The organism is Citrobacter sp. Cc139 (assembly GCF_030334645.1).
Classification (GTDB): Bacteria; Pseudomonadota; Gammaproteobacteria; order Enterobacterales; family Enterobacteriaceae; genus Citrobacter; species Citrobacter werkmanii.
Genome location: NZ_JAOWDM010000092.1, coordinates 226,859 through 247,287, shown reverse-complemented (window position 1 = coordinate 247,287; position 20,429 = coordinate 226,859). Strand labels below are relative to the sequence as shown.

The following is a 20,429-nucleotide window of genomic DNA, read 5'->3' as shown; positions in this document are numbered from 1 at the left end:
TTAACGCGCGCGCCATCAGGCATTATGTTACGCCAGGTTTTTCCCCGGTTTTTTATTTCTGTTTCGTTAACGTATCGTAGCTGGTCATCAGATTTCGATAATCGGGAATGTGATTAGAGAACAACGTCGCCAGCCCTTCGATATCGTTACGCCAGTCACGGTGTAGTTCACACGCGACGCCGAACCATGTCATCAATTGCGCGCCAGCCTGCGACATCCGATCCCATGCTGAATGGCGGGTGATTTCGTTAAATGTACCTGAAGCATCAGTGACGACAAAAACGTCAAACCCTTCTTCTATCGCGGAGAGCGCAGGGAAGGCGACACAAACTTCCGTCACGACCCCAGCAATGATCAACTGCTTTTTACCAGTCGCTTTCACCGCCTTCACAAAATCTTCGTTATCCCACGCGTTGATGTTTCCCGGGCGAGCAATATAAGGCGCATCGGGGAATTGAGCTTTTAGTTCCGGTACCAGCGGTCCGTTCGGTCCTGTTTCAAAACTGGTGGTCAGAATAGTCGGGAGCTTGAAGTATTTTGCCAGATCACCCAGGGCAAGCACGTTATTCTTGAATTTATCGGGATCGATATCCCGAACCAGAGAGAGCAAGCCAGCCTGATGATCGACCAGCAATACTGCCGCATTATCTTTATCAAGTCTTACGTAAGGTTTAGTCATGATATTTCTCCTGTTCGGCATCGGTGCGGGAAATTTGATGAGTTTAAGTCTGGAGAAAGAACGGTATCCGGACTGGAAATATAAATAAGAACTGACTGTTCTATTTCGAAGACAATACCGCTCTGCATCTCGCATAGAGTTTAGTAAGAAATAAAAGTAAGGGGAGTCCATGAAATTTTTCGACTGAACGTAACGTGAGATTTTTGTTTTAGATCAATAAAAACAAGCAGATGTGTTTTTGTATTTTTTATCTATTCACATTAAGAATCAGTAATGCAAATCGATCGTCAGAAAAGCGCCTCAGCCCTTTGATTACGCCGATTGACAATGTTTTTGGCAGTGGCATGATGCGCATGAAATTTGAACTTCCTCACGGTTTTTATTCATGTCCATCTATACCCGTCCCGTCATGCTTCTGCTGTGCGGGCTGCTTCTGTTGACCCTGGCGATCGCCGTGTTAAACACGCTCGTCCCGCTTTGGCTCGCCCATGAAAATCTGCCAACCTGGCAGGTCGGTATGGTGAGTTCGTCCTACTTTACCGGTAATTTGGTAGGGACGTTGCTGACCGGGTATTTAATTAAACGCCTTGGATTTAACCGCAGCTATTACCTCGCCTCGTTTATTTTTGCCGCGGGCTGTGTTGGGCTGGGGGTTATGGTTGGATTCTGGAGCTGGATGAGCTGGCGCTTTATTGCCGGCGTTGGCTGCGCCATGATTTGGGTGGTAGTGGAAAGTGCGCTGATGTGCAGCGGGACTTCGCGCAATCGCGGACGTTTGCTTGCCGCCTATATGATGATCTATTACGTGGGGACGTTCTTGGGACAATTGCTGGTCAGTAAGGTATCAACAGAATTGATGAACGTGCTGCCGTGGGTGACGGGAACCATCCTGGCTGGGGTTTTACCGCTGCTCTTTGCGCGCATCGCCAATCAGCAGGGTGATGAACAGCACTCAACCCCTATTGTATCGATGCTGAAGCTGCGACAGGCGCGTCTGGGCGTTAATGGCTGCATTATTTCCGGGATTGTGCTGGGCTCTTTGTACGGCCTGATGCCGCTGTATCTGAACCATCAGGGAGTAAGCAATGCCAGCATTGGTTTCTGGATGGCGGTTCTGGTTAGCGCCGGTATTCTGGGGCAATGGCCGATTGGCCGCCTGGCGGACAAGCTGGGACGCCTGCTGGTCTTACGCGTCCAGGTGTTTGTGGTGATCGTCGGTAGTATTGCTATGCTGAATCAGGCGGCGATGGCCCCCGCATTATTTATGTTGGGTGCGGCAGGTTTTACTCTCTATCCGGTCGCGATGGCCTGGGCCTGTGAAAAGGTGGAACATCATCAACTGGTCGCCATGAATCAGGCTTTGCTATTAAGCTATACCGTTGGCAGTCTGCTTGGCCCTTCGTTTACCGCAATGCTGATGCAGAATTACTCAGATAGCTTGCTGTTTATCATGATTGCCAGCGTATCGTTTATTTATTTACTGATGCTGCTGCGCAAGACGGGCCATACGCCCAATTCTATTGCGCATATTTGACCTGTTTTAACAGAATGCGAACAGGTGTACTTGTTGGGCTGGGATTGATTTTCCTGCTGCTGGCGAGAAGAGGGCGTTAAGAAGGCATGAGGTGGGTAACTGGTTTGTTACCCACCTTAAGACTTAATACATCACTTTATGACCATACTGCTCAAGGATGCCTTTCACTCGCTCCATGGTCTCTTTCTTCGGCGGCTTCACACCATCGAGTTTGTACTCTTCACCCATCGCTACCCATTTGTGTTTGCCCAGTTCGTGGTAAGGTAGCAGCTCGATTTTTTCAACGTTGCCCATATCGCGGGTAAATTCGCCCAGACGGTGCGCGGAGTCGTCATCGTCAGACCAGCCTGGCACTACCACGTAACGGATCCACACTTTAATGTCTTTGTTCGACAGGTAACGAGCAAATTCCAGCGTGCGATGGTTAGACACGCCGACCAGATTCTGGTGGATTTCGTCGTTCATCTGTTTGAGATCGAGCATCACCAGGTCGGTGACTTCCAACAGTTCATCAATTACCGGATCGTAGCGGCGAACAAAACCGTTGGTGTCCAGGCAGGTGTGAATGCCTTCTTTTTTACAGGCGCGGAACCAGTCACGTACGAACTCAGCCTGCAGGATGGCTTCACCGCCGGATGCCGTCACGCCGCCACCGGAGGCGTTCATAAAGTGGCGATAAGTCACCACCTCTTTCATTAATTCGTCGACAGTGACTTCTTTACCGCCGTGCGTATCCCATGTGTCACGGTTATGGCAATACAGGCAGCGCATCAGGCAGCCCTGGAAGAAGGTAATAAAACGGATGCCCGGGCCGTCTACAGTGCCACAGGATTCAAAGGAGTGAATGCGACCAATAACTGACATTGCGGTGTTTCTCCAGATGTGGCCCATCCGGGGCCTGTGTTAGTGCACAGTTATTAACTGTGTCGAGTCTGTTTTGGCTGCTATCCATAAGTATAGATAGCTGACAAAGCAGGCTATTAAAAAGGCCCCACTTACGTGGAGCCTTTATTGTACGCTTTTTAAAGTACGATTTCAGTCAAAACCAATTACATGGTCTGAGTGAAGGTACGAGTAATAACGTCCTGCTGCTGTTCTTTAGTCAGGGAGTTAAAACGTACTGCGTAGCCAGAAACGCGGATGGTCAGCTGCGGATATTTTTCCGGATGTTCCATCGCATCCAGCAGCATTTCACGGTTCATGACGTTCACGTTCAGGTGCTGACCACCTTCGATGGACGCTTCGTGGTGGAAGTAACCATCCATCAGACCAGCCAGGTTAGTCTTACGAACTTCGTCGTCTTTACCCAGTGCGTTCGGAACGATAGAGAAGGTATAAGAGATACCATCTTTAGCGTAAGCAAACGGCAGTTTAGCAACGGAGGTCAGAGAGGCAACAGCACCTTTCTGGTCACGACCGTGCATTGGGTTAGCACCCGGTCCGAACGGCGCGCCAGCACGACGACCGTCTGGGGTGTTACCCGTTTTCTTACCATAAACCACGTTAGAGGTGATGGTCAGAACAGACTGAGTCGGGATAGCGTTACGGTAAGTAGTCAGTTTCTGAATTTTCTTCATGAAACGTTCTACCAGGTCAACCGCCATGTCATCTACACGAGAGTCGTTGTTACCAAACTGCGGGTATTCGCCTTCGATTTCGAAGTCGATAGCCAGACCGTCTTCGTCACGAATCGGTTTAACTTTCGCATATTTGATTGCAGACAGGGAGTCAGCAGCAACGGACAGACCAGCGATACCACACGCCATGGTACGGATAACGTCACGGTCGTGCAGCGCCATCAGAGAGGCTTCGTAGCTGTACTTGTCGTGCATGTAGTGGATAACGTTCAGCGCGGTGACGTACTGCTTCGCCAGCCAGTCCATGAAGTGATCCATGCGGTCCATCACTTCGTCGAAGTTCAGAACGTCGCCTTTGATCGGTTCAGATTTAGGACCAACCTGCATTTTCAGTTTTTCATCAACGCCGCCGTTGATTGCGTACAGCATGGTTTTCGCCAGGTTTGCACGCGCACCGAAGAACTGCATTTGTTTACCAACAACCATCGGGCTTACGCAGCAAGCGATAGCGTAGTCGTCGTTGTTGAAGTCCGGACGCATCAGGTCATCGTTCTCGTACTGCAGAGAAGAGGTGTCGATGGACACTTTAGCGGCGAATTTCTTGAAGTTCAGAGGCAGTTTTTCAGACCACAGAACGGTGATGTTCGGCTCCGGAGAAGGACCCATGGTGTACAGGGTGTTCAGGAAGCGGAAGCTGTTTTTGGTAACCAGAGTACGGCCATCAACGCCCATACCACCGATAGATTCAGTTGCCCAAATCGGGTCACCGGAGAACAGTTCATCATATTCCGGAGTACGCAGGAAGCGAACCATACGCAGTTTCATGACCAGGTGGTCAATCATTTCCTGAGCGTCTTGTTCAGTGATTTTGCCTGCTTTGATATCACGTTCGATGTATGCATCCAGGAAGGTGGATACACGACCGAAGGACATTGCTGCGCCGTTCTGAGATTTAACCGCGGCCAGGTAGCCGAAGTAAGTCCACTGGATAGCTTCCTGAGCGTTGGTAGCCGGACCAGAGATATCGCAGCCATATTTCGCTGCCATTTCTTTGATCTGACCCAGCGCGCGGTGCTGTTCAGCGATTTCTTCACGCAGACGGATAGTCGCTTCCAGGTTTACGCCGTTTTCCAGGTCAGACTGCAGGGAAACAAACTGCGCGTATTTGTCTTTCATCAGGAAGTCGATACCGTACAGCGCAACGCGACGGTAGTCACCGATGATACGGCCACGGCCATACGCATCTGGCAGACCAGTCAGAACACCGGATTTACGGCAGTTCAGAATGTCTTTGGTATAAACATCGAATACGCCCTGGTTGTGGGTTTTACGGTATTCGGTGAAGATTTTTTTCAGCATCGGGTCCAGTTCGCGATTGTACGCTTTGCAGGAACCTTCAACCATTTTGATGCCGCCGAACGGAATGATCGCACGTTTCAGCGGAGCTTCAGTCTGCAGACCAACAATTTTCTCCAGCGCTTTGTTGATGTAACCAGCGTCGTGAGAAGTGATGGTAGAAGCAACGGAGGTGTCAAAGTCAACAGGCGCGTGAGTGCGGTTTTCCTGTTTAACGCCTTCCATTACGCTGTCCCACAGCTTGGTGGTCGCGTCAGTAGCGCCAGCCAGGAAGGACTCGTCACCCTCATACGGAGTGTAGTTTTTCTGAATGAAGTCACGTACGTTTACTTCATTCTGCCAGTCACCTTTGGTAAAACCTTCCCAGGCTGTGGCTAACTTTTCATTAAGCTCGGACATGTAACACCTACCTTCTTAAGTGGATTTTTTATTTACTGCGTGTAATGGGCATCAACAGATTAATGATGATCGTTACCACGCAGGTAAATGACCCAGTATGTCAACCCGACCAACAAACCGCCGCCGATAATATTACCGATCGTAACCGGAATCAGGTTATCGGTGATGAAATTCATCACGGTCAGGTGAGAAAAATTCTCCGGAGAAGAACCGACAGCGGTCCAGAATTCCGGGGTGGCGAAATCGCGTATTACAATACCCATAGGGATCATAAACATGTTTGCGATACTGTGCTCAAAACCGCTGGCAACAAACATTGCGACCGGTAATACCATGATAAACGCTTTGTCCATCAGGCTGCGACCTGAGTAGCTCATCCATACGGCCAGACACACCATCAGGTTAGCCAGGATACCGAGGCTCACCGCTTCAACAAAAGTATGGTGTACTTTGTGGTCGGCTGTTTGCAGGACGTTGAGTCCCCACGCGCCGTTGGCGGTCATATACTCGCCGGAAAGCCACATAAGTAACACGAAGATCAGGGCGCCAATCAGGTTGCCGACATAAACGTTAAGCCAGTTTTTAGCCAACTGTCCCCAGGTAATACGACCACTGGCTTTAGCAACAACAATCAGTACGGTTGAGGTGAAGAGGTCTGCACCGCAGATAACACAAAGGATCAGCCCCAGGGAAAAGCAGATACCACCTATTAATTTTGCCATGCCAAAAGGCATGGTGCCGGTACCGGTTGTGGCGGTGATATAGAAAACAAAGGCAATTGAAATGAATACACCGGCAGTAATTGCCAGATAGAACGTCTTAAGCGGATGTTTCGTTGCTTTATAGACGCCTGCTTCTTCGGCAACTTTGGCCATTGCAGCAGGAAGTAAAAGATCAAAAGGGTTGTCAGCTTTCACACTAACTCTCTCTTTATTAAGTCGGCGACGAGATACTAACAAAGCATTATAGATGAGAATTTGATATAGATCATATCTCGCCTGGCTTATAGGCCCGCAAGACGCATGGTTTTTATGCAAATGCGGAGTAACTTATTGATTATCCATATAAAAATAAATTTTAAAAATTATAAAGTGAGTTGAATTTTTTCTTTCAGCCTCCTGCTGGACAGTTAATTAATATGGAGTAATTGAGTTAAAAAGCCACATTAATAAGCTAATTTTTTTAATATCAACTACTAATATTTAACCTTGCTTTTACATTTATTTTTTGATTTGACCAAAATAAAAAACAGGGCGCTTAAAGCGCCCCGTAATATAGCCCAGACAATACATTTAGCCTACTTAACGCAGGCTGTTTGGCACTATTTTGACCAGTGCGCTGCTTTCGCGCGCTGCAGTTTTTCATAGGCTTTCAGCAGAGACTGATGCGCCGGGAATGCGTGCAGATCGTTGTCTACTGGCTGAAGACCATAAAATGCGGCTTCACCACTCAATGCCGCACTTGCCGCTTCAACCGCATCGGCGCCGTACATGCGGACAAACGCGTTCAGATATTGCAGCGGCTGACGCTCCTCTTCCTGCGACAATAGCAGCAGCGTTTGCAGGCAACGGTAGTAGTTTGCACGTTCAGCGCTAAAGACGGAGGCGTTGAATTCCATCGTCCATTCTGTCCATACCAGCGCTTGCTCCAGGTCACCACCGGCCAGCGCCAGCATCACTTTAAGCTCGCCAATGCGCAGGGTATACCAACCGTTATCTGCGCCGGTCGCCAGACCAAGCAGTTCGCGTACGCGGGTGAAGTCGTCAAAACCTTCTTCATCCAGTTGTTCGAGCAGATTGAGATAGTCTTCTTTATCCCACTCACTGCCTGGCAGAGAGAGGATCGTTTCGCGCAGATGCGTACCCATTGCGTTGTTGGCTAACCACAGATCTTCAGCCGGGTAGATGTCAGACATCCCCGGAACGATAATGCGGCAGGCGTATACCCCCAGATGTTCGTAGTCGGCGATATACACTTCTTTATCTTCTGCATTGAAGATGGCCATCAGGGTGGCGAACTCTTCTTCCGTAGTGCCGGAGAAATTCCAGTCAACGAACGGATAATCAGCATCCTGCTTGAACAGATTCCAGGAGATCAGACCGCTGGAATCAATGAAGTGGGTTTCAAGGTTAGTGTGTTCAGCCACTTCTTCATCGTCGAAGGTTGGCGGGGTGAAGACATCAAGATCTTTCAGACCACGACCCTGCAGCAGTTCGGTAACGGTACGCTCCAGCGCAACGCCGAAATCCGGGTGCGCGCCGAAGGACGCAAAGCAGGTACCGTTGGTCGGGTTGAACAGGACAACGCAAATCACCGGGTATTTGCCGCCCAGCGAGCCATCGTAGGCGAAAATCGGGAAACCTTCCGCTTCCAGTGTGGCGATGGACTCCACTACCGCCGGGTAACGCGCCATCACCTCAGCCGGGATTTCCGGCAGGCTGATGCTTTCCGCGATAATGCGGTTCTTCACATAACGTTCAAAGACTTCAGACAGGCCCTGAACGCGTGCTTCGTTAGGCGTGTTACCCGCAGACATACCGTTAGAAACGTACAGATTGCCGATAATATTCATCGGAATATAGACAGTCTGGTTATCAGACTGACGGGTAAACGGCAGGCCGCAGACGCCACGATCTTCATTTCCGGATTGCAGGTCGATAAGCATGCTTCCGGTCAATTCGTTTTCTGGATCGTAAAATGCGCGCAGACGCGCATCCAGCAGACCTTCCGGCACGTCATCGTCTTCCGTCAGCGGGAACCATTTTTCGTTTGGATAATGCACGAACGGGCCGTTGGCGATGGTTTCGCCCAGCCAGAAATCCGCAAAGAAGTAGTTCGTAGACAGACGCTCAAAATATTCGCCCAGCGCGGAGGCCAGCGCCGCTTTTTTCGTCGCACCTTTACCGTTGGTAAAGCACAGCGCGCATTCTTTGTCGCGAATATGCACAGACCAAACGTTAGGCACAGGGTTCAACCAGGAGGCTTCTTCAATCTGAAAACCAAGGTCGAGTAATTTTTGCTGGAAGCGAGCGATGGAGTCTTCCAGAGCGGCATCTTTGCCGGGAATAAATGTTTGCGTCATGAAAATCACTTTTGTCGTACGGAAAGCGCGCAATGATACGGGTTTTCAATGAACGGCGCTATCGCCGCCGGAGCCCAGGCGTAAATAAAACTATTGGCTATGCTTTCACACAGTCAACAATGTTAAGAGCACAAAATGAAAGCATTCGATTTACAGCGTATGGCACTGGATAAGGTGCCAATGGAGTTTCTTGGCGAGGTTGCGCTGCGCAGTCTCTATACCTTTATATTGGTTTTTCTGTTTTTAAAGCTAACGGGGCGGCGTGGCGTACGGCAGATGTCGCTTTTTGAAGTGCTGATTATTCTTACGCTGGGCTCTGCGGCGGGCGATGTGGCGTTTTATGACGATGTGCCGATGATTCCGGTGCTGGTGGTTTTTATTACCCTGGCGCTGCTTTATCGTCTTGTCATGTGGCTGATGTCACACAGCGAAAAGCTGGAAGATCTACTGGAAGGTAAGCCAGTGGTCATCATTGAAGACGGTGAATTGTCATGGTCAAAGCTTAATCGCGCCAATATGACGGAATTCGAATTCTTTATGGAGCTGCGTTTGAACGGCGTAGAGCAACTGGGGCAGGTGAAACTCGCTATTCTGGAGACGAATGGGCAGATCAGCGTTTACTTCTTTGCCGATGAAGACGTAAAACCGGGACTCAGCATTCTGCCTAAACACTGTACACAGCGATTTAAGGTGGTACCTGAAACAGGCGACTATGCATGTGTACGGTGTAGTGAAGTGGTGCAAATGAGCGCGGGGGATCATCAATTATGTCCGCGCTGCGCAAATCCAGAATGGTCGAAGGCCAGTCGGGCAAAACGGGTCACCTGATAGCGAAAATCTCGGTTTTTACCCGTCAATCCGATAGATTCTGTTGTGTGACCTATGACTCATTTTTACCCCGCTCCGTTTTACCCATTGCGGCGCGTGTCACTGAATGATAAAACCGATATCCACAGGAATAACTTATACCCAATGTCTGTCACAGGATTATCGTCAATGACAGGATGTTGATTGGATAACAACACAACGTGGTGAGGGGAAATGGCTCAGGTCTTCAATTTTAGTTCAGGTCCGGCAATGCTACCGGCGGAAGTACTTAAACTGGCTCAACAGGATCTTCGCGACTGGAACGGTCTTGGCACGTCGGTCATGGAAATTAGCCACCGGGGCAAAGAGTTTATCCAGGTGGCAGAGGAAGCAGAGCAGGATTTTCGCGATCTCCTCAGCATCCCCTCTAACTATAAAGTGTTGTTCTGTCATGGCGGTGGCCGTGGGCAATTCGCCGGTATCCCGTTAAATATTCTCGGTGATAAAACGACAGCGGATTACGTCGATGCCGGTTACTGGGCCGCCAGTGCGATTAAAGAAGCGAAAAAGTACTGCACGCCGAACGTTATCGATGCCAAAGTCACCGTTGACGGTCTGCGCGCTGTTAAGCCAATGAGCGAATGGCAGCTTTCTGACAACGCCGCGTACCTGCACTATTGCCCGAATGAAACCATCGATGGCATTGCGATTGATGAAACGCCGAACTTTGCCAGCAATGTGGTGGTTACGGCGGATCTCTCTTCTACCATCCTCTCCGCGCCGCTTGATGTTAGCCGCTATGGCGTAATCTATGCCGGGGCGCAGAAAAACATTGGTCCTGCGGGACTGACGATTGTCATTGTACGCGAAGATCTGCTGGGTAAAGCGCATGTTTCATGCCCGTCAATCCTTGACTATACCGTGCTAAATGACAACGACTCCATGTTCAACACGCCGCCAACCTTTGCCTGGTATCTGTCTGGCCTGGTCTTTAAGTGGCTCAAAGAGCAGGGCGGTGTTAATGCGATGAATAAAATTAACCAGCAAAAAGCAGAGCTGTTGTATGGCGTGATCGACAACAGCGACTTCTATCGTAACGATGTCGCGAAGTCGAACCGTTCACGTATGAACGTCCCGTTCCAACTGGCTGACAGCGCCCTGGATAAACTCTTCCTGGAGGAGTCTTTCGCTGCGGGGCTGCATGCGCTGAAAGGGCACCGTGTGGTCGGCGGTATGCGTGCGTCTATCTATAATGCGATGCCGCTTGAAGGCGTAAAAGCACTGACCGATTTCATGGTCGATTTCGAACGCCGCCGCGGTTAATCTGCTGTACTTTTCATCCCCACAGCTCGCCTGTGGGGTTTTTATATCTGTTTTGAGAGTTGAGTTTCATGGAATCCCTGACGTTACAACCCATTGCGCGGGTGGATGGCACCATCAATCTGCCTGGATCCAAAAGTGTTTCTAACCGCGCTTTGCTGCTGGCCGCATTAGCAAATGGCACCACTGTCCTGACCAACCTGCTGGACAGCGACGATGTCCGTCATATGCTCAATGCACTCAATGCGTTAGGGATTAGCTATACCCTTTCCGCCGATCGCACCCGCTGCGAGATTATCGGCAACGGCGGCGCATTACATGCCGAAAGGGCAGTGGAACTGTTTCTTGGCAATGCCGGAACCGCAATGCGTCCGCTGGCCGCTGCGCTGTGCCTTGGCAGCAATGACATCGTGTTGACAGGCGAACCGCGCATGAAGGAGCGCCCGATTGGCCATCTGGTTGATGCGCTGCGCCAGGGGGGAGCCAACATTGAGTACCTGGAGCAGGAAAACTATCCGCCACTTCGTTTGCGCGGTGGTTTTAGCGGCGGTCAGGTTGAGGTAGACGGCAGCGTATCCAGCCAGTTCCTTACTGCGCTACTGATGACTGCACCGCTGGCGCCGCAGGATACAACGATCGCCATTAAAGGCGAGCTGGTATCTAAACCTTATATTGATATCACCCTGAATCTGATGAAGACGTTTGGTGTTGAAATTGAGAATCAGAACTACCAGCGCTTTGTCGTGCAGGGGCAGCAGCAGTATCAGTCTCCGGGCGCCTATCTGGTTGAGGGCGATGCTTCTTCTGCTTCATACTTCCTCGCGGCGGGCGCCATTAAAGGCGGCACGGTTATAGTCACCGGGATTGGCCGCAACAGTATGCAGGGCGATATTCGCTTTGCTGATGTACTGGAGAAAATGGGCGCGACCATTACCTGGGGTGATGATTTTATTGCCTGTACTCACGGCGAATTGAACGCAGTGGATATGGATATGAACCATATTCCCGACGCGGCGATGACTATTGCCACGGCCGCGCTGTTTGCTAAAGGCACCACGACCCTACGCAACATCTATAACTGGCGCGTCAAAGAGACCGACCGTCTGTTTGCGATGGCGACGGAATTACGCAAAGTGGGCGCGGAAGTTGAAGAGGGGCATGACTTCATCCGCATCACACCACCAGCGACGCTGCAGTTTGCGGATATCGCAACCTATAACGATCACCGTATGGCGATGTGTTTCTCGCTGGTGGCGCTGTCTGATACCCCGGTGACCATTCTTGACCCCAAATGTACCGCCAAAACTTTCCCGGATTATTTCGAACAGTTGGCGCGTATTAGTACACCTGCCTGATTTTATTGCCGCACTACCCGGTGCGGCACATTCTGCCATCTCCGATTGTCTATTTCTTCTACACTCAGCTTCAATGATTCTGCATTTTTCACACAAAGATAACGATCGTTGTCGTTGGCGCGTATAATGCGCGGCGTTCACGTTAACGTATGCCCGTTTAAGGAGAAAAAGATGACGGCAATTGCCCCGGTTATTACCATTGATGGCCCAAGCGGTGCAGGTAAAGGCACCTTGTGCAAGGCAATGGCGGAAGCATTGCAGTGGCATCTGTTAGATTCAGGCGCGATCTATCGCGTACTGGCGCTCGCAGCGTTACATCACCATGTCGATGTCACCTCTGAAGATGCTCTGGTACCGCTTGCCTCACACCTGGATGTGCGTTTTATCTCAACGGACGGCAACCTGGAAGTCATTCTGGAAGGTGAAGATGTTAGTGGCGAAATCCGCACTCAGGAAGTGGCGAATGCCGCATCCCAGGTGGCTGCTTTTCCCCGCGTGCGCGAAGCGCTTTTACGTCGTCAACGCGCGTTTCGCGAAGCGCCTGGCCTGATTGCCGACGGACGCGATATGGGAACCGTCGTGTTCCCGGATGCGCCGGTGAAAATTTTTCTGGACGCCTCCTCGCACGAACGTGCGCATAGACGTATGCTACAGTTGCAGGAGAAGGGCTTTAGTGTTAACTTTGAACGCCTTTTGGCCGAGATCGAGGAACGCGATTACCGCGATCGTAACCGTGCTGTAGCGCCGCTGGTTCCCGCTGCTGATGCTTTAGTTTTGGATTCAACCCGATTAAGCATTGAGCAAGTGATTGAAAAAGCGTTACAATATGCGCGCCAAAAACTGGCACTCGCTTAAGTGCGACCGAATTTGCAGTACCCCCGTTGCAATGGACTGACAGCGGGTATGTTAAACAACCCCATCCGGCATGGAGCCAGGTGGACGTTAAATATGAAACCTGAAGATTAAACATGACTGAATCTTTTGCTCAACTGTTTGAAGAATCCTTAAAAGAAATCGAAACCCGTCCGGGTTCCATCGTTCGTGGTGTTGTTGTTGCTATCGACAAAGACGTAGTACTGGTTGACGCTGGTCTGAAATCTGAGTCCGCCATTCCGGCAGAGCAGTTCAAAAACGCCCAGGGCGAGCTGGAAATCCAGGTTGGTGACGAAGTTGACGTTGCTCTGGATGCAGTAGAAGACGGCTTCGGTGAAACCCTGCTGTCCCGTGAGAAAGCTAAACGTCACGAAGCTTGGATCACGCTGGAAAAAGCTTACGAAGAAGCTGCAACCGTTACTGGTGTTATCAATGGCAAAGTCAAGGGTGGCTTCACTGTTGAGCTGAATGGTATTCGCGCGTTCCTGCCGGGTTCCCTGGTAGACGTTCGTCCGGTCCGCGACACGCTGCACCTGGAAGGCAAAGAGCTTGAGTTCAAAGTCATCAAGCTGGATCAGAAGCGTAACAACGTTGTTGTTTCCCGTCGTGCCGTTATCGAATCCGAAAACAGCGCAGAACGCGATCAGCTGCTGGAAAACCTGCAGGAAGGCATGGAAGTTAAAGGTATCGTTAAGAACCTCACTGACTACGGTGCATTCGTTGATCTGGGTGGCGTTGACGGCCTGCTGCACATCACCGACATGGCATGGAAACGCGTTAAGCATCCGAGCGAAATCGTAAACGTTGGCGACGAAATCACTGTTAAAGTGCTGAAGTTCGACCGCGAGCGTACTCGTGTATCTCTGGGCCTGAAACAGCTGGGCGAAGATCCATGGGTAGCTATCGCTAAGCGTTATCCGGAAGGTACCAAACTGACTGGTCGCGTGACCAACCTGACCGACTACGGCTGCTTCGTTGAAATCGAAGAAGGCGTTGAAGGCCTGGTTCACGTTTCCGAAATGGATTGGACCAACAAAAACATCCACCCGTCCAAAGTTGTTAACGTTGGCGATGTAGTGGAAGTTATGGTTCTGGATATCGACGAAGAACGTCGTCGTATCTCCCTGGGTCTGAAGCAGTGCAAAAACAACCCATGGCAGCAGTTCGCAGAAACCCACAACAAGGGCGACCGTGTTGAAGGTAAAATCAAGTCTATCACTGACTTCGGTATCTTCATCGGCCTGGACGGCGGCATCGACGGCCTGGTTCACCTGTCTGACATCTCCTGGAACGTTGCAGGCGAAGAAGCAGTTCGTGAATACAAAAAAGGCGACGAAATCGCAGCAGTTGTTCTGCAGGTTGACGCAGAGCGTGAGCGTATCTCTCTGGGCGTTAAACAGCTCGCAGAAGATCCGTTCAACAACTGGGTTGCACTGAACAAGAAAGGCGCAATCGTAAACGGTAAAGTCACTGCAGTTGACGCTAAAGGCGCAACCGTAGAACTGGCTGACGGCGTTGAAGGTTACCTGCGCGCTTCTGAAGCTTCCCGTGACCGCGTTGAAGATGCAACTCTGGTTCTGAGCGTAGGCGACGACGTTGAAGCTAAATTCACCGGCGTTGATCGTAAGAACCGTGCAATCAGCCTGTCTGTTCGTGCTAAAGACGAAGCTGATGAGAAAGATGCAATCGCAACTGTTAACAAACAGGAAGATGCAAACTTCTCTAACAACGCAATGGCTGAAGCTTTCAAAGCAGCTAAAGGCGAGTAATATCGAGTTCTCTAAATCCTTTGTGCCGTTAACAGCACAAAGGGTGACGAGTAGCTTGACAGATTACAGGATTCGTCCTGTAATCAATGACAAAGGGCGGCTACGGCCGCCCTTAATCAATGCAGCAGCTAATTATGCCTTTAAGGAACCGGAGGAATCATGACCAAGTCAGAATTGATTGAAAGACTTGCAACCCAGCAACCTCATATTCCCGCGAAAGCGGTTGAAGATGCAGTAAAAGAGATGCTGGAACATATGGCCTCGACTCTTGCGCAGGGCGAGCGTATTGAAATCCGCGGTTTCGGCAGCTTCTCTTTGCATTACCGCGCACCTCGCACCGGACGTAATCCGAAGACCGGCGATAAAGTGGATCTGGAAGGGAAATACGTTCCGCACTTTAAACCAGGTAAAGAACTGCGCGATCGCGCCAATATTTACGGTTAAGTTTTTAGCGAGACTTAACGCCGAGGAAAGCACCTGCATGGGTGCTTTTTTCATTTCTGCAGGCCCATACTGGAATCCCCATCCCAATTAATTCGCATGTTACATCCGCCGCCAAAGATCAGCGGAACGCGTGCCGTATAACAGTAAATTGTCGCCAGACAACCGTTGAGTATTACTACACACTCCCCGCAACAGGGAGGTATTGATGAAAATAACAACGGTGAGTACGTGTGCATTGTGCGGCATTCTTCCTCTGATGCTATTACCCGCGCTACCTGAGATGCTGAGCATCAGCGTTGTATTTTGTCTGGCATGTCTGCTCTGCCTTTTTCCCCACAAACATATGCGTTTCGCCGGGTTGACCCTGCTGTTTTTTCTTTGGGGAATAATGGCGGCGAAAGATGCACTTTGGGCGGGTAATACGCTTCCTGCTAAAAACCAGCAGGCAATTGTGCGCATAACCGGAACCGACAATATGACCACGCACTATGGTCAGATCACGCACCTGCAGGGGCGGCGAATCTTTCCTGCGCAAGGAATTGTGCTGTATGGGCAGTACCTGCCCGGCGACGTTTGCGCGGGCCAGACATGGGCGATGACGCTGAAAGTTCGCGCCGTACACGGTCAATTAAATGAGGGAGGATTTGACAGTCAACGTTATGCGTTAGCACAGCATCAGCCGCTGACGGGACGGTTCTTACAGGCTTCGGTCATCGCGCCACAATGTAGTTTACGTTCGCGATATCTTGCCTCGCTGAAAATGGCACTCGCCGACTATCCCTGGCAGCAGGTCATACTGGGGCTGGGAATGGGAGAGCGCTTGTCCGTGTCACAAGAGGTAAAAGCCATTATGCGTGATACCGGCACGGCGCATTTGATGGCTATCTCCGGGCTGCATATTGCGTTTGCCGCACTTTTGGCGGGAGGACTGATTCGCGGTGGACAATTTTTTATGCCAACCAGATGGATTTGCTGGCAGGTTCCATTGATTGGCGGGATTATCTGCGCGACATTTTATGCATGGTTAACGGGGCTTCAGCCGCCTGCATTGCGCACGATTGTCGCGCTGATGGTCTGGGGGGCGCTGAAGCTAAGCGGCAGGCAGTGGAGCGGATGGTCGGTCTGGGTCTGTTGTCTCGCAGCCATCGTGGTGGCTGATCCTCTCGCTATTCTGTCACAAAGTCTGTGGTTGTCTGCTTTTGCCGTCGCGGCGCTGATATTCTGGTATCAGTGGGTACCTTTACCTGCCTGGTCGCTCTCTCGCATTGGACGCATACTGCTGGCGCTCGCTCATCTGCAACTGGGTATCACGATTCTGCTTTTACCTGTGCAAATTTCGATGTTTCACGGCATAAGTCTGACTTCATTGGTGGCTAATATATTTGCCGTACCGCTGGTCACGTTTATTTCCGTACCGCTGATACTAGCCGGAATGCTCGTACATTTAACCGCTCTGGGAGGGCTGGAGTCGGGGTTGTGGTATTTAGCCGATCGGTCTCTGGCGCTGTTATTTTGGGGACTTAATGCTCTGCCTCAAGGCTGGATTAATATAGATGCCCGCTGGCAATGGCTTGCATTGGCACCTGGGCTGATGCTCATCGCATGGCGACTGAATGCCTGGCGTACTCTACCGATGCTTTGTTTCACGGCGCTATTTTTGCTGAGTGAACCGCTCTGGCGAGCGCCACGCACGGACGCATGGCAAGTGCATATGCTGGACGTCGGGCAGGGACTGGCGATGGTGATCGCCCGCAATGGAAAAGCGATTCTTTATGATACGGGTCTGGCATGGCCCGAGGGCGATAGCGCGCAGCAATTGATCATTCCCTGGTTACGCTGGCACAACCTCGAGCCTGAAGGGGTTATTTTAAGTCACGAGCATATGGATCATCGGGGAGGGTTGCGCTCGCTGCAACAAGCATGGCCATTCTTATGGATAAGAAGTCCACTAGGCTGGAAAGGTCATCTCCCGTGTTTTCGCGGGGAACGCTGGCAATGGCAAGGATTAACGTTCAGTGCGCATTGGCCGGTGCGCGGAAATACAGCGCAAGGGAATAACCAATCCTGCGTGGTTAAAGTCGATGACGGACATCAGAGTATTCTTCTGACCGGGGATATTGAGTCTCCCGCTGAACAAAAAATGCTAAGTCACTACTGGTCGCATCTGCAGGCTACTGTTATGCAGGTTCCACACCATGGCAGCAATACATCATCATCACTGGCGCTGATTCAGCGAGTTGGCGGACAGGCGGCATTAGCCTCGGCATCCCGTTATAATGCCTGGCGACTGCCTTCCTGGAAGGTGAAGCGGCGCTATCGGCAACAAGATTATCAATGGCTGGATACGCCACATCAGGGGCAGATTACGCTGGATTTTTACCCGCAAACCTGGCAAATACGCAGCATGCGGGATCAGATTTTACCCCGTTGGTATCATCAGTGGTTTGGCGTGTCGGAGGATAACGGGTAGAATATGCGGCTATTCTAACAAATGCTGGTTTTTTGAATGCATAACGATAAAGATCTCTCTACGTGGCAGACGTTTCGCCGACTATGGCCAACCATAGCGCCTTTTAAATCGGGTCTGATCGTGGCGGGTATAGCGTTAATCCTTAACGCGGCCAGCGATACCTTCATGTTATCGCTCCTTAAGCCATTACTGGATGATGGTTTTGGTAAAACTGACCGCTCGGTGCTGTTGTGGATGCCGCTGGTGGTCATTGGGCTGATGATAGTTCGTGGCTTAACCAGCTATGTCTCCAGCTACTGTATCTCATGGGTGTCAGGCAAAGTGGTTATGACCATGCGCCGCCGCCTGTTTGGTCACATGATGGGCATGCCAGTCTCCTTTTTTGATAAACAGTCTACAGGTACGTTGCTGTCACGTATTACCTATGATTCAGAACAGGTTGCGTCATCGTCTTCCGGTGCGCTGATCACCGTGGTACGTGAAGGGGCGTCAATTATTGGCCTGTTCATCATGATGTTCTATTACAGCTGGCAGCTATCATTGATCCTGATAGTACTGGCGCCAATTGTGTCAGTGGCGATTCGTGTGGTTTCTAAGCGCTTTCGTAGCATCAGTAAAAATATGCAAAACACCATGGGGCAGGTTACGACCAGTGCGGAGCAGATGCTGAAAGGCCACAAAGAAGTTCTGATTTTTGGTGGTCAGGAAGTCGAAACCAAACGCTTTGATAAAGTCAGCAACAAGATGCGTTTACAGGGTATGAAGATGGTTTCCGCCTCTTCTATCTCCGATCCTATCATCCAGTTGATTGCGTCTCTGGCTCTGGCATTCGTGTTATATGCAGCCAGTTTCCCAAGCGTCATGGAAAACCTGACGGCAGGGACCATTACCGTTGTCTTCTCGTCAATGATCGCGCTGATGCGTCCGTTGAAATCGCTGACTAACGTCAACGCGCAGTTCCAGCGTGGTATGGCGGCATGCCAGACCTTATTTACGATTCTGGATAGCGAACAGGAGAAAGACGAAGGTAAACGCGTTATCGAACGCGCTACCGGCGATCTGGAATTCCGCAATGTGACCTTTACTTATCCAGGACGTGAAGCCCCTGCGCTGCGTAACATCAACCTGAATATTCCGGCGGGCAAAACCGTCGCTCTGGTGGGACGTTCAGGTTCAGGTAAATCCACTATCGCCAGCCTGATCACGCGCTTCTACGATATCGATGAAGGGCAGATTCTGATGGACGGACACGATCTGCGCGAATATACCCTCGCATCATTGCGCGATCAGGTTGCTTTGGTTTCGCAGAATGTGCACCTGTTTAACGATACGGTTGCCAATAACATCGCCTACGCGCGTACCGATTTATACAGTCGCGAACAGATCGAAAAAGCGGCGCAGATGGCCTATGCCATGGATTTCATCAATAAGATGGATAATGGTCTGGATACGGTGATTGGCGAAAACGGCGTACTGCTTTCCGGTGGACAGCGCCAACGTATCGCTATCGCCCGTGCCTTACTGCGTGACAGCCCGATCCTGATCCTTGATGAAGCTACGTCGGCTCTCGATACTGAATCCGAACGCGCGATTCAGGCGGCACTGGATGAGCTACAGAAAAACCGTACTTCTCTGGTCATTGCACACCGTCTTTCTACCATTGAGCAGGCGGATGAAATCATCGTGGTGGAAGACGGGGTGATTGTTGAGCGCGGAACCCATAACGAGCTGATTGAGCAACGCGGCGTGTATGCGCAATTACACAAAATGCAATTTGGTCAATGATCGCACGTATCTGGTCTGGTGAATCGCCGCTGTGGCGCTTATTGCTTCCACTCTCCTGGCTGTATGGCCTGGTGAGTGGGGGGATCCGCTTATGCTACAAACTTGGGCTCAAGCGCGCATGGCGCGCGCCGGTACCAGTGGTCGTAGTGGGAAACCTTACCGCAGGCGGGAACGGTAAAACGCCGGTGGTGATTTGGCTGGTTGAACGACTACAGCAACGTGGTATCCGCGTGGGCGTGGTTTCTCGTGGTTATGGCGGAAAAGCCGCGGCTTACCCGCTGTTGCTGACAACGGATACCACGACTGCAGAAGCGGGCGATGAACCTGTGCTCATCTACCAGCGTACCGGCGTGCCTGTAGCGGTCTCTCCGAACAGAGCGGATGCGGTAAAAGCTATTTTGGCGCATCATGATGTGCAGATTATTGTGACGGACGATGGTCTACAGCACTATCGTCTGGCGCGAGATGTTGAAATCGTGGTGATTGACGGCGAGCGTCGATTTGGCAATGGCTGGTGGCTTCCTGCCGGTCCAATGCGGGAACGCGCAGGTCGGCTTAAATCGGTGGATGCGACAATTGTTAACGGCGGCAGTCCACAGCCGGGGGAGATCCCCATGCGACTTGAACCAGGGCTGGCCGTTAATTTACGCACGGGTGAACGCCGTGATGTGGCACAGCTAACCAATATTGTCGCCATGGCGGGTATTGGTCATCCGCCACGTTTTTTTGCCACGCTTGAAGCGTGCGGAGCCAAACCACAAAAATGTATTGCGCTGGCAGATCATCAATCTCTGACCTACAGTGACGTCAGTGCGTTTTCAGACGCAGGGCAAACGCTGGTGATGACGGAAAAAGATGCGGTTAAATGCCGCGCATTTGCTGATGATAACTGGTGGTATTTACCTGTGGACGCACATTTGTCAGGCGAACGGCCTGATGTGTTGCTGGATAGCTTAATCTCGCTGACTCGCTAACGGAT

At 50.9% G+C, this 20,429-nt stretch carries 15 protein-coding genes; 10 read left to right on the top strand and 5 right to left on the bottom strand.

Annotated elements, in window-relative coordinates:
- Nucleotides 1–52: 52 nt before the first annotated feature.
- Nucleotides 53–679 carry an isochorismate family cysteine hydrolase YcaC gene (gene ycaC / locus OGV69_RS20345; RefSeq protein ID WP_016152433.1) on the bottom strand — a complete coding sequence of 209 codons (627 nt, stop codon included), beginning with the start codon at nt 677–679 and terminating at the stop codon, nt 53–55.
- 385 nt (nt 680–1,064) lie between these two features.
- On the opposite strand from ycaC, the gene OGV69_RS20340 reads away from it, so the two are divergent.
- Entirely contained in the window at nt 1,065–2,213 is a 1,149-nt protein-coding gene (locus OGV69_RS20340) for an MFS transporter (protein WP_038639295.1), read from the top strand.
- 123 nt (nt 2,214–2,336) lie between these two features.
- On the opposite strand, the gene pflA is transcribed toward OGV69_RS20340, so the two are convergent.
- The 4 genes from pflA to ycaO form a co-directional block, all read right to left on the bottom strand.
- Nucleotides 2,337–3,077 (bottom strand): pyruvate formate lyase 1-activating protein, encoded by a 741-nt coding sequence (gene pflA, locus OGV69_RS20335; protein WP_003035751.1) that lies wholly within the window; start codon nt 3,075–3,077, stop codon nt 2,337–2,339.
- A gap of 185 nt (nt 3,078–3,262) precedes the next feature.
- Nucleotides 3,263–5,545 carry a formate C-acetyltransferase gene (gene pflB / locus OGV69_RS20330; protein WP_006685273.1) on the bottom strand — a complete coding sequence of 761 codons (2,283 nt, stop codon included), beginning with the start codon at nt 5,543–5,545 and terminating at the stop codon, nt 3,263–3,265.
- 59 nt (nt 5,546–5,604) lie between these two features.
- Complete coding sequence (gene focA / locus OGV69_RS20325) at nt 5,605–6,462, bottom strand: formate transporter FocA (protein WP_032939923.1); 858 nt, start codon at nt 6,460–6,462, stop codon at nt 5,605–5,607.
- Between the two features lie 404 nt (nt 6,463–6,866).
- Nucleotides 6,867–8,627, bottom strand: coding sequence for a 30S ribosomal protein S12 methylthiotransferase accessory factor YcaO (gene ycaO, locus OGV69_RS20320; RefSeq protein WP_069323361.1), 1,761 nt, complete (start codon nt 8,625–8,627; stop codon nt 6,867–6,869).
- A 135-nt stretch (nt 8,628–8,762) separates the two neighbouring features.
- On the opposite strand from ycaO, the gene OGV69_RS20315 reads away from it, so the two are divergent.
- The 9 genes from OGV69_RS20315 (at nt 8,763) to lpxK (ending at nt 20,424) form a co-directional block, all read left to right on the top strand.
- Nucleotides 8,763–9,455 carry a DUF421 domain-containing protein gene (locus tag OGV69_RS20315; protein ID WP_038639302.1) on the top strand — a complete coding sequence of 231 codons (693 nt, stop codon included), beginning with the start codon at nt 8,763–8,765 and terminating at the stop codon, nt 9,453–9,455.
- A gap of 213 nt (nt 9,456–9,668) precedes the next feature.
- A complete protein-coding gene (serC, locus tag OGV69_RS20310) occupies nt 9,669–10,757 on the top strand; it encodes a 3-phosphoserine/phosphohydroxythreonine transaminase (protein WP_061381866.1) in 1,089 nt (362 codons plus the stop codon).
- 68 nt (nt 10,758–10,825) lie between these two features.
- The gene (gene aroA / locus OGV69_RS20305) at nt 10,826–12,109 is read left to right on the top strand and encodes a 3-phosphoshikimate 1-carboxyvinyltransferase (protein WP_069323247.1); all 1,284 of its coding nucleotides are present in this window, start codon (nt 10,826–10,828) and stop codon (nt 12,107–12,109) included.
- Between the two features lie 171 nt (nt 12,110–12,280).
- Nucleotides 12,281–12,964 carry a (d)CMP kinase gene (cmk, locus tag OGV69_RS20300; protein WP_032939922.1) on the top strand — a complete coding sequence of 228 codons (684 nt, stop codon included), beginning with the start codon at nt 12,281–12,283 and terminating at the stop codon, nt 12,962–12,964.
- A gap of 113 nt (nt 12,965–13,077) precedes the next feature.
- Nucleotides 13,078–14,751 (top strand): 30S ribosomal protein S1, encoded by a 1,674-nt coding sequence (rpsA, locus tag OGV69_RS20295; RefSeq protein ID WP_003035776.1) that lies wholly within the window; start codon nt 13,078–13,080, stop codon nt 14,749–14,751.
- 159 nt (nt 14,752–14,910) lie between these two features.
- Nucleotides 14,911–15,195, top strand: a complete 285-nt coding sequence (ihfB, locus tag OGV69_RS20290; protein WP_003035780.1) for an integration host factor subunit beta — start codon at nt 14,911–14,913, stop codon at nt 15,193–15,195.
- A 205-nt stretch (nt 15,196–15,400) separates the two neighbouring features.
- Nucleotides 15,401–17,665 carry a ComEC family protein gene (locus OGV69_RS20285; RefSeq protein WP_069323248.1) on the top strand — a complete coding sequence of 755 codons (2,265 nt, stop codon included), beginning with the start codon at nt 15,401–15,403 and terminating at the stop codon, nt 17,663–17,665.
- Nucleotides 17,666–17,701: 36 nt separating this feature from the next.
- The gene (msbA, locus tag OGV69_RS20280; protein ID WP_038639312.1) at nt 17,702–19,450 is read left to right on the top strand and encodes a lipid A ABC transporter ATP-binding protein/permease MsbA; all 1,749 of its coding nucleotides are present in this window, start codon (nt 17,702–17,704) and stop codon (nt 19,448–19,450) included.
- Nucleotides 19,447–20,424: a tetraacyldisaccharide 4'-kinase gene (lpxK, locus tag OGV69_RS20275; RefSeq protein ID WP_204525863.1), complete on the top strand. Its 978-nt coding sequence runs from the start codon at nt 19,447–19,449 to the stop codon at nt 20,422–20,424. Before msbA ends, lpxK begins: the two co-directional genes overlap by 4 nt.
- Nucleotides 20,425–20,429 lie beyond the last annotated feature (5 nt).

Bases quoted from the DNA above. Each gene is read 5' to 3' on its own strand.
- ycaC (WP_016152433.1), bottom strand. From the start codon at position 679: ATGACTAAACCTTACGTAAGACTTGATAAAGATAATGCGGCAGTATTG.
- OGV69_RS20340 (WP_038639295.1), top strand. From the start codon at position 1,065: ATGTCCATCTATACCCGTCCCGTCATGCTTCTGCTGTGCGGGCTGCTT.
- pflA (WP_003035751.1), bottom strand. From the start codon at position 3,077: ATGTCAGTTATTGGTCGCATTCACTCCTTTGAATCCTGTGGCACTGTA.
- pflB (WP_006685273.1), bottom strand. From the start codon at position 5,545: ATGTCCGAGCTTAATGAAAAGTTAGCCACAGCCTGGGAAGGTTTTACC.
- ycaO (WP_069323361.1), bottom strand. From the start codon at position 8,627: ATGACGCAAACATTTATTCCCGGCAAAGATGCCGCTCTGGAAGACTCC.
- OGV69_RS20315 (WP_038639302.1), top strand. From the start codon at position 8,763: ATGAAAGCATTCGATTTACAGCGTATGGCACTGGATAAGGTGCCAATG.
- serC (WP_061381866.1), top strand. From the start codon at position 9,669: ATGGCTCAGGTCTTCAATTTTAGTTCAGGTCCGGCAATGCTACCGGCG.
- aroA (WP_069323247.1), top strand. From the start codon at position 10,826: ATGGAATCCCTGACGTTACAACCCATTGCGCGGGTGGATGGCACCATC.
- cmk (WP_032939922.1), top strand. From the start codon at position 12,281: ATGACGGCAATTGCCCCGGTTATTACCATTGATGGCCCAAGCGGTGCA.
- rpsA (WP_003035776.1), top strand. From the start codon at position 13,078: ATGACTGAATCTTTTGCTCAACTGTTTGAAGAATCCTTAAAAGAAATC.
- ihfB (WP_003035780.1), top strand. From the start codon at position 14,911: ATGACCAAGTCAGAATTGATTGAAAGACTTGCAACCCAGCAACCTCAT.
- OGV69_RS20285 (WP_069323248.1), top strand. From the start codon at position 15,401: ATGAAAATAACAACGGTGAGTACGTGTGCATTGTGCGGCATTCTTCCT.
- msbA (WP_038639312.1), top strand. From the start codon at position 17,702: ATGCATAACGATAAAGATCTCTCTACGTGGCAGACGTTTCGCCGACTA.
- lpxK (WP_204525863.1), top strand. From the start codon at position 19,447: ATGATCGCACGTATCTGGTCTGGTGAATCGCCGCTGTGGCGCTTATTG.